The 8,628-nt window shown below is 68.2% G+C and carries 9 protein-coding genes; 8 read left to right on the forward strand and 1 reads right to left on the reverse strand.

Going from position 1 to position 8,628, the window contains the following annotated elements; all coding sequences use genetic code 11:
- Positions 1-125 precede the first annotated feature (125 nt).
- From K7W03_RS07375 to K7W03_RS07385, 3 genes are all read left to right on the forward strand, one after another.
- Positions 126-647 (forward strand): MarR family winged helix-turn-helix transcriptional regulator, encoded by a 522-nt coding sequence (locus tag K7W03_RS07375; RefSeq protein WP_025550834.1) that lies wholly within the window; start codon positions 126-128, stop codon positions 645-647.
- Positions 648-721: 74 nt separating this feature from the next.
- The gene (locus K7W03_RS07380; protein WP_048577121.1) at positions 722-1,036 is read left to right on the forward strand and encodes a hypothetical protein; all 315 of its coding nucleotides are present in this window, start codon (positions 722-724) and stop codon (positions 1,034-1,036) included.
- Between the two features lie 108 nt (positions 1,037-1,144).
- The gene (locus K7W03_RS07385; RefSeq protein WP_222885894.1) at positions 1,145-2,029 is read left to right on the forward strand and encodes a DMT family transporter; all 885 of its coding nucleotides are present in this window, start codon (positions 1,145-1,147) and stop codon (positions 2,027-2,029) included.
- 154 nt (positions 2,030-2,183) lie between these two features.
- Here the strand turns inward: K7W03_RS07385 and K7W03_RS07390 are convergent, their stop codons facing one another.
- A complete protein-coding gene (locus K7W03_RS07390) occupies positions 2,184-2,939 on the reverse strand; it encodes an enoyl-CoA hydratase-related protein (protein ID WP_025550838.1) in 756 nt (251 codons plus the stop codon).
- 138 nt (positions 2,940-3,077) lie between these two features.
- Between K7W03_RS07390 and K7W03_RS07395 the strand changes: the two genes are divergently transcribed.
- From K7W03_RS07395 to K7W03_RS07415, 5 genes are all read left to right on the forward strand, one after another.
- Positions 3,078-4,067, forward strand: a complete 990-nt coding sequence (locus K7W03_RS07395; RefSeq protein ID WP_061936797.1) for a bile acid:sodium symporter family protein — start codon at positions 3,078-3,080, stop codon at positions 4,065-4,067.
- Positions 4,068-4,071: 4 nt separating this feature from the next.
- Entirely contained in the window at positions 4,072-4,587 is a 516-nt protein-coding gene (locus K7W03_RS07400; protein ID WP_137709699.1) for a phosphoribosyltransferase, read from the forward strand.
- Between the two features lie 69 nt (positions 4,588-4,656).
- On the forward strand, positions 4,657-5,829 hold the full coding sequence (locus K7W03_RS07405) for an aromatic ring-hydroxylating oxygenase subunit alpha (RefSeq protein ID WP_413469316.1): 1,173 nt from the start codon (positions 4,657-4,659) through the stop codon (positions 5,827-5,829).
- Positions 5,826-7,436 carry a phytoene desaturase family protein gene (locus tag K7W03_RS07410; protein ID WP_222885895.1) on the forward strand — a complete coding sequence of 537 codons (1,611 nt, stop codon included), beginning with the start codon at positions 5,826-5,828 and terminating at the stop codon, positions 7,434-7,436. Before K7W03_RS07405 ends, K7W03_RS07410 begins: the two co-directional genes overlap by 4 nt.
- Positions 7,437-7,500: 64 nt before the next feature.
- A complete protein-coding gene (locus K7W03_RS07415) occupies positions 7,501-8,511 on the forward strand; it encodes an aspartate carbamoyltransferase catalytic subunit (protein ID WP_226869825.1) in 1,011 nt (336 codons plus the stop codon).
- The last annotated feature ends 117 nt before the right edge of the window (positions 8,512-8,628 follow it).

Genomic DNA, 8,628 nt, shown 5'->3' on the forward strand with positions numbered 1-8,628 from the left:
TCGCCCGGACATCGCCGGCGCGGACCGCCATATAGCGCCTGTTGCGCGAAAGGAAAGCCTAGTCATTATTTTCCGGAACCGCCAATATGCGCGCGCCCTTTCCTCTCAGCCTGGAACCGACCGGCATGTCCGCGCCCCATTCCCCATCCCCCGTCCCGACATCCCAGATCGCGCCCGCTTCACCGCTTTTCCTGCGCGAGGATGAGATCCGGCGCGGCATAGAGATGCTCTATTTCGGCTATTCCGCGCTGACCCGCTCGATCGACGAAGGGCTCGCCGCGCAGGGGCTGGGCCGGGCGCATCACCGCGCCCTTTATTTCATCTCGCGCCAGCCCGACCTGACCGTCAAGGACCTGCTGCGCCTGCTCGCCATCACCAAGCAGTCGCTGGGCCGCGTGCTCAACGACCTGATCGAGCAGGGTTATATCGAAACCCGGCAAGGCGCCAGCGACCGGCGGCAGAAATTGCTGCGGCTGAGCCCGGCCGGCGTCGCGCTGGAGGCGGAGCTGTTCCGCGCCCTGCGGGAAAAGATGGCCGCCGCCTATGCCCAGGCGGGGCAGGGCTCCGTCACCGGCTTCTGGCGCGTGCTGGAGGGGCTGATTCCCGATCAGGACCGGTCCATGGTGTTCGGCCTGCGCGGCCGGTGAAGGATCGTTACGCAACCTTATCGCCGCAGGGGCGCTTATCTGCTCTTTGTTGAAGGCAAGATAAGGGTGAACCCATGCGCACATCATTCCTGACCGCCATGTCGGCGCTGACCGTCCTCGGCGCATCGGCCTGTTCGGAAAAGGCGGCCGACAATCTGGAAAATGCCGGCTCCGCGATCGGCAGCGACGTCGGCAATACGGTCGACCGGGCGGGCGACAGGCTCGACCGCGGCCTGGACGAGGCGGGCAATGCGATAGACGAAGGTTCCGGCCGCCTCGGCGCGGCCATGGACAATGCCTCCCGCGATGCGGAGCGGGAGGCGCGCGAAGCGAAGCGGGATGTCGGCGCGGCGATGGAACGCGCGGGCAACGACATCCGCAACGACTGACGGCACGGAAAGGGACCTGGGGAAAAGGATCGGAAAAAACGCCGCGCCCTGCCGACCGGACGGGAGCGGCGCTTGACCTGAGCGGCCATCCGCAGCACCAGCGACGGCATGCACGGCGCCGCACCCGAAACCCCCTCCCGGCTGATGATCGGGCGCCCGGAACTGGCGCTGATCGGCATCACCCTGCTGTGGGGCGGCACCTTCCTGATCGTGCATCAGGCGATGCGGCACAGCGGACCGCTGTTCTTCGTCGGACTGCGCTTCGGCACCGCCGCCCTGATCGCCCTCCCCCTCGCCCTGCCGGTCTTGCGCGGCGTCACGCGGCGGGAATGGCTGGCGGGGACGATGATCGGCTGCGGCATCTTCACCGGCTATACGCTCCAGACCTGGGGCCTGCGGACGATCCCCAGCAGCACCTCCGCCTTCATCACGGCGGCCTATGTGCCGCTGGTCCCCATCCTGCAATGGATCGTCCTGCGCAGGCGGCCGCGCCTCGCAAGCTGGGTCGGCGTGGCGCTGGCCTTCGCCGGCCTGCTGCTGATCGCCGCGCCGCGGGACGGGCTGTCGCTCGGCCGGGGGGAGGCGCTGACGCTCATCAGCACGCTCGCCATCGCGCTGGAGATCATCTTCATCAGCCTCTGGGCGGGCCGCGTCGATGTGGCGCGGGTGACGTTCATCCAGTTGGCGGTGACGTCCCTGCTCGCCTTCGCCTGCATGGTTCCGGCCGGAGAGGCCGTCCCGCCCATCAACTGGATCGTCATGCTGTCGGCCTGCGGGCTGGGCCTGATGACGGCGCTGATCCAGCTGGTGATGAACTGGGCGCAGCGCAGCGTGTCGGCCACCCGTGCAACGCTGATCTATGCCGGAGAGCCCGTCTGGGCGGGCCTGATCGGCTGGATCGCGGGCGACCGCCTGCCCGCCAGCGCCCTGCTGGGCGGCGCGCTGGTGGTCGCCGCCGTCATCGTCAGCGAAATCCGCTTCGGCAAGCCTTAGGGCGCGCCGGGAGCAGCCGACCCGCAGCCGATCCGATGCAGCCATAGCGGAATCCGCCGCAGCAGCGGGACGCTAGGAGCATCGTGCGCAAAAGCGGGAACCGGTTTTGCGCACGATGCGCGCGCGGCCTGCGCAGGATTTAACGCAGCGCGCTCTAGCGGCGGAACACCGGCGCGCGCTTCTCGAAGAAGGCGGCGAACGCCTCCTGCGCCTCGGCGGATTGCATCGTCTGCTGGAACAGGCGCGCCTCCTCCTCGATCCGCTGGTTCAGCGCCGCCGGGTCGCCCTTCATCAGCCGGCGCGTGGCGGCAAGCGCCTGGGGCGGCTTGGTCATCAGCAACGCCGCCTTCTGCCGGGCATGGTCCAGCAGCGCGTCTGCCGGGACGATCGCCGTGACGAAACCCGCATGGTCGGCGGTCTGCGCATCCATCGGCTCGCCCAGAAGCAGCATCGACGCCGCCTTGGCATAGCCCAATATGGCCGGCGCCAGCAGGCTGGAGCCCGCCTCCGGCACGATCCCCAGATTGACGAAGGGCATGATGAACCGCACGTCGGGGCTCGCATAGACCAGGTCGCAATGGAACAGCATGGTCGTCCCCACCCCCACGGCCAGACCCTGCACGGCGGCGACCACCGGCTTGTCGAAGGCGGCGATGGCGCGGATGAAGGCGAAGGCCGCCTCCCCGCCCTGCGGACCGGACATGAAATCCTTAAGGTCGTTCCCCGCGCAGAAGGCGTCGCCCTTGCCCGCGAACAGCACGGCGCCGATCCCGTCCCGCGCGGATGCGTCGGCCAGCGCGGCGGTCATGGTGCGGTACATGTCGGCGGTCAGCGCATTCTTCTTTTCCGGCCGGTCGATGTGGATTTCGACGACGCCCTGATTTTCGACAATGGCTATCCCTTCGCTCACGACCGGAGTCTCCTTGCTGTTCTTCCGCCCTTGTCACGGATGTCGCCGGTGTCGCGGGCCTTGTGGTTCGTCGCGACTGTTGGCGCATCGGCACGAGCGCGTCTATCCTTTTCCGTCCATCCTGCCTAAAGGCGACCCATGCAACGCCTGCGCGAGATACTGGACCCCTTCCTGCTGCTGCTGATCGGCACGGTGGCGCTCGCCTCCCTGCTGCCCGCCCGCGGGGAAGCCGCCGGCCTGGCCGGGGCGGCGGCCGATGCGGGCATCGTCCTGCTTTTCTTCCTGCACGGCGCCAAGCTGTCGCGGGAGGCGATCTGGAACGGCGCCCGGGCCTGGAAGCTGCACCTGGCGACCCTGGGAACGACCTTCGCGGTCTTTCCCCTGATCGGCCTGGCGACTCAGCAGGCGGCGGCGATCCCGCCTTCGATGCGGGCGGGGCTGCTGTTCCTGACGCTGCTGCCCTCCACGGTGCAATCCTCGATCGCCTTCACCGCCATTGCGCGGGGCAATGTCGCGGCGGCGGTGGTCAGCGCATCCTTCTCCAACCTGCTGGGCATCGTCCTGACGCCGCTGCTGGTCGCGCTGACGATGGAGAAGAACGGGACGGGCGGCCTGATCTCGCTCTCTTCGGTCGAGGACATCGTGCTGCAACTGCTGCTGCCCTTCGTCATCGGCCACCTGTCCCGGCCATGGATCGGCGGCTTCGTCAGCCGGCACAGGGCGATGCTGGGGCGGGTGGATCGCGGATCGATCCTGCTGGTGGTCTATTCCGCCTTCAGCGCGGCGGTGGTGGAAGGATTGTGGCAGAAGGTGTCGCGCGGCGAATTGCTGCTGCTGGCCGCGATCTGCATCGCCATGCTGGTCGTCGTGCTGGTCTTCACCTTCCTGCTGGGACGGCTGCTCGGCCTGTCGCGGGAGGACGCGATCGTGCTGCAATTCTGCGGATCGAAGAAAAGCCTGGCGTCGGGCGTGCCCATCGCCGGGGTGCTGTTCCCCGCCAGCGCGGTGGGGCCGATCCTGCTGCCGGTCATGCTGTTCCACCAGATACAGTTGATGGCCTGCGCCTTCCTCGCCCGCCGCTACGGCGCGGCGGCGGATGCCGAAACCCGTCTGGCGGCGGCGGGCTGACGCGATGGGCCAGCCGATCCTGACCCCCGTCACCATGGATGCGTTCCTGGCCCAGATCGATGCGCTGGCCCGCGCCCTGGCGGCGTCGCAATGGCGGCCCGATTATCTGGTGGGCATCGGACGCGGCGGCCTGGTGCCCGCCACCTATCTCAGCCATGCGACCGGCCTCGCCATGCTGTCGGTCGACCTGTCGGCGAAGCTGCCCGATTTCGGAGAGGCGCTGCTGGCCGGCCTGGCGCAGCGCGCAGCGACAGGCGAAACGCTGCTGTTCGTCGACGACATCAACGACAGCGGACGGACGATCAATGCTGTCCGCAATGCCCTGGCGGCCGCTCCCGCCGCAGGGGTGCGCTTCGCGGTCCTGATCGACAATATCCGGTCCGCCGCCACGGTGGACTATCGCGCGGAAACGATCGACCGGGACGCGACGAAGGACTGGTTCGTCTTTCCGTGGGAGGCGGTGGCCAGTCGGGACAGCATATTGGCCGACTGGGGCGAGGTGCCGGAAAGAACGGCTTAGGACAGGTCCGACCGCCGCCATTGCCGGAAAAACGAGGTTGTTATACATACGTAAAATCTATCGGCTGGGGTGGGGCGCGGGATAGTGGAGGAAGGCGGGCAACTGGCGGACCCGGATGCGGCATGGAGCCTGCCGGCATGGACCTATCGCGATCCCGAATTTTTCGAGCTGGAGCTGCGCCGGATATTCCGCCCCTCCTGGCAGATCGTGGCGCATGAAAGCGACATTCCCGCTCCCGGCGATTTCCGCACGCTGGACTATATCGGGGAAAGCGTCATCCTGATCCGGGGCGGGGACGGCGTCATCCGCGCCTTCGCCAATGTCTGCCGCCATCGCGGCGCGAGGATCGTGGACGCCGCCGCGGGCTGCGCCAGGAAGCTCACCTGCCCCTATCATGGCTGGACCTATGACGACCGGGGCCGCCTGACCGGGGTGCCGCTGAAGGCCGGCTACGACTTCGACCCCGCCCGCCATGGGCTCCACGCCGTGGAGGTCGAGGATTTCCACGGCTTTCTCTTCGTCAGGCTGGAGGATGACGGCGGCCCCGGCGTCGCGGAGATGATGGCGCCCCATGGTCAGGAGATCGCGGCCTATCGCTTCGCGGACTTGAGGGCCATGGGGCGCATGACGCTGCGGCCCCGCGCGGTGAACTGGAAGATCATCGGGGACAATTATTCGGACGGGCTGCATATTTCGGTCGCGCATCCCGGACTGCGGCGCCTGATGGGGGATGGCTATCGGGTGGAAGCCGGCGCCCATGCCGACCGGATGTGCGGGCCGATCCTCAGCCAGCCCTCCTCCAACCCGTCCGAGCGGGCCTATCAGCATTTCCTGCCGCGCATACCGCATCTGGGGGATGAGCGGCAGCGGCTTTGGACCTATTTCAGGCTGTGGCCCAATATCGCCTTCGACATATATCCCGACCAGGTGGACTTCATGCAGTGGCTGCCGCTGTCCCCCACCCGATCGCTGATCCGGGAGATTCCCTATGCGATTCCTGACGAGCGGCGGGAAATGAAGGCCGCCCGCTACCTCAACTGGCGGATCAACCGGCGGGTGAATGCGGAGGACAGCGCCCTGCTGGACCGGGTGCAGGCGGGCCTTTCCTCGGACAGCTTCACCGTCGGCCCCCTGTCGACGCAGGAGGTCGCGCTCCGCCATTTCTGCGCGCGGATGCGGCGGATCATTCCGCAGGCGCGGCTGCATCGCGCCCCGGCCCCGGGATGGAGCCGGGCGGCATGACCGGGGCCTATGACGCGGTCATCATCGGCGGCGGGCATAACGGGCTGGTCTGCGCCTTCTATCTGGCGCGGGCCGGCTACCGGGTGCGGATACTGGAACGGCGCGCCATCGTGGGCGGCGCCGCCGTGACGGAGGAGTTCCACCCCGGCTTCCGCAATTCGGTGGCAAGCTACACGGTCAGCCTGCTCCACCCCAAGGTGATAAGCGACATGCGGCTGGCCGAACATGGCTATCGCGTGCTCGAACGGCCGATCAGCAATTTCTTCCCCCAGCCGGACGGCCGCTATCTGAAGCTGGGCGGCGGGCTGGAGCGGACGCAGGTGGAATTCGCGAAGTTCAGCCAGAAAGACGCCGCCACCCTCCCCGCTTATTATGACGCGCTGGAGGTGGTGGCGGACCTGCTGCGCGACATGACGCTGAAGGCGCCGCCCAATGCGGGCGACGGGCTGGCGATGATCGCCGCCGCGCTCCGGCAGGGACGGCGGATCGGCAGCCTGACGCTGGAACAGCAGCGCGACGTGCTGGAACTGTTCACCCGCTCGGCACGCGGCTTCCTCGACGGCTGGTTCGAGAGTGAGGCGGTGAAGGCCGCCTTCGGCTTCGACGCGATCGTGGGCAACTATGCCTCCCCCGACGCGCCGGGAAGCGCCTATGTGCTGCTGCACCATGTCTTCGGGGAGGTGAACGGGAAGAAGGGCGCCTGGGGCCACAGCGTCGGCGGCATGGGCACGATCACCCGGATCATGGCGCAGGTGGTGCGTGGCCTCGGCGTGGAAATCAGCCTGGAGGCGCCGGTCGCATCCGTGCTGGTCGACGGCGCGCGCGCCGTGGGCGTCCGGCTGGAAAGCGGCGAGGAGGTGATGGGCAGGGCCGTCATCGCCAATGTAGGGCCGAAACTGCTCTACGAGCGGCTGATGGACCCCGCCGACCTGCCGCCGGATTTCCTGAGGCGCATCCGCGGGTTCAAAACGGCGTCGGGCACCTTCCGCATGAATGTCGCGCTGTCGTCCCTGCCCGACTTCACCTGCCTGCCCGGCATGGGCGAACATCACCAGTCGGGCATCATCATCGCGCCCACGCTCGACTATATGGACCGCGCCTATATGGACGCGAAGCGCGAAGGCTGGTCGCGCGAGCCGATCGTGGAGATGCTGATCCCCTCGACCGTGGACGAAAGCCTCGCCCCGGCCGGCTGCCATGTGGCCAGCCTCTTCTGCCAGCAATTCGCGCCGGTCCTGCCCGATGGACGCCGTTGGGACGATGAGCGGGAGGCGGCGGCGGATCGCATCATCGCCACGGTCGACGCCCATGCGCCCGGCTTCGCCCGATCGGTGATCGCGCGGGACATTCTCTCCCCGCTCGACCTCGAACGGAAATTCGGGCTGGTCGGCGGCGACATCATGCATGGCAACATGACCCTGGACCAGCTCTGGGCGGCGCGCCCGGTCCTGGGCCACGGCGCCTATCGCGGACCCCTGAAGGGCCTCTACATGTGCGGCGCGGGCACCCATCCGGGCGGCGGCGTGACCGGCGCGCCCGGCCACAATGCCGCGCGGGAGGTGATGAAGGACGGCGCGCTGCTGGGCCGCTGGCTCGGACGGGGCTGAACCTGCCCCGCAGGAAGGGGAGCATACTTGCCCTCTTCCCCACCCTCGCCTAAAGCGTCGGCTCATGCCCGACATCCCCGTTTCCTCCACCCAGTCCGATCTTGCAGGGGGCGACCTGACCGGCCGGGCGCTGTTCCCGCATCGGCATCTGCTCTCCATCGCGGACCTCAAGCCATGGGAAATCCGCTTCCTCCTCGATGAGGCGGAACATTGGGCCAGGAGCAACCGGGGCGGCGCGCGCAAGCATGACGACCGGCTGGCCGGCATGACCCAGATCAACGCCTTTTTCGAAAACAGCACGCGCACGCTGCTGTCCTTCGAGATCGCGGGCAAGCGCCTGGGCGCCGACGTCGTCAACATGCATGCCGGCCAGTCCAGCGTGAAGAAGGGCGAAACGCTGATCGACACCGCCATGACGCTCAACGCCATGGCCGCCGACGTGATCGTCATCCGCCACGCCAGTTCGGGCGCGGTCGCGCTGATCGCGGACAAGGTCGACTGCCCGGTGCTGAACGCGGGCGACGGCTGGCACCAGCATCCGACCCAGGCCCTGCTCGACGCCCTCACCATCCGCCGGCGCAAGGGCGGGTTCGAAGGGCTGATCGTCGCGATCTGCGGCGACGTGCTGCACAGCCGGGTGGCGCGCTCGAACATGCTCTGCCTCGCGGCCCTCGGCGCGCAGGTCCGCGCCGTCGCCCCGCCGACGCTGATGCCGCCGGAGGTCGAGATGCTGGGCGCGACGCCCTACACCCGCATGGACGAAGGGCTGGAGGGCGCGGACGTCGTCATGATGCTGCGGCTGCAGAATGAACGGATGGACGGCGCCTTCATCCCCTCCCCGCGCGAATATCACATGCTCTACGGACTGACGCCGGAACGGCTGGCCATCGCCAGACCCGACGCGCTGGTGATGCACCCCGGCCCGATGAACCGGGGCGTGGAGATCGCCAGCGTCGTCGCCGATCACCCGCAACGCTCCGCCATTACGGAACAGGTGGAAATGGGCGTCGCCATCCGCATGGCCTGCCTGGACGTGCTGACCAGAGGCGCGCGCGGCGTGGAGGGTTGGGCATGACGAGCCCCTCTCTCGTCATCCCCGCCCGTTCCTTCGCCACGTCCGCCCGCTCCTCAGTCATCCCCGCCCCCTTCCCCGTCATCCCCGCGAAGGCGGGGATGACGGGGAAGGGGGCGG

It is taken from the genome of Sphingobium sp. PNB (genome assembly GCF_019873065.1).
Lineage (GTDB): Bacteria > Pseudomonadota > Alphaproteobacteria > Sphingomonadales > Sphingomonadaceae > Sphingobium > Sphingobium fuliginis.

Bases quoted from the DNA above. Each gene is read 5' to 3' on its own strand.
- K7W03_RS07375 (WP_025550834.1), top strand. From the start codon at position 126: ATGTCCGCGCCCCATTCCCCATCCCCCGTCCCGACATCCCAGATCGCG.
- K7W03_RS07380 (WP_048577121.1), top strand. From the start codon at position 722: ATGCGCACATCATTCCTGACCGCCATGTCGGCGCTGACCGTCCTCGGC.
- K7W03_RS07385 (WP_222885894.1), top strand. From the start codon at position 1,145: ATGCACGGCGCCGCACCCGAAACCCCCTCCCGGCTGATGATCGGGCGC.
- K7W03_RS07395 (WP_061936797.1), top strand. From the start codon at position 3,078: ATGCAACGCCTGCGCGAGATACTGGACCCCTTCCTGCTGCTGCTGATC.
- K7W03_RS07400 (WP_137709699.1), top strand. From the start codon at position 4,072: ATGGGCCAGCCGATCCTGACCCCCGTCACCATGGATGCGTTCCTGGCC.
- K7W03_RS07410 (WP_222885895.1), top strand. From the start codon at position 5,826: ATGACCGGGGCCTATGACGCGGTCATCATCGGCGGCGGGCATAACGGG.
- K7W03_RS07415 (WP_226869825.1), top strand. From the start codon at position 7,501: ATGCCCGACATCCCCGTTTCCTCCACCCAGTCCGATCTTGCAGGGGGC.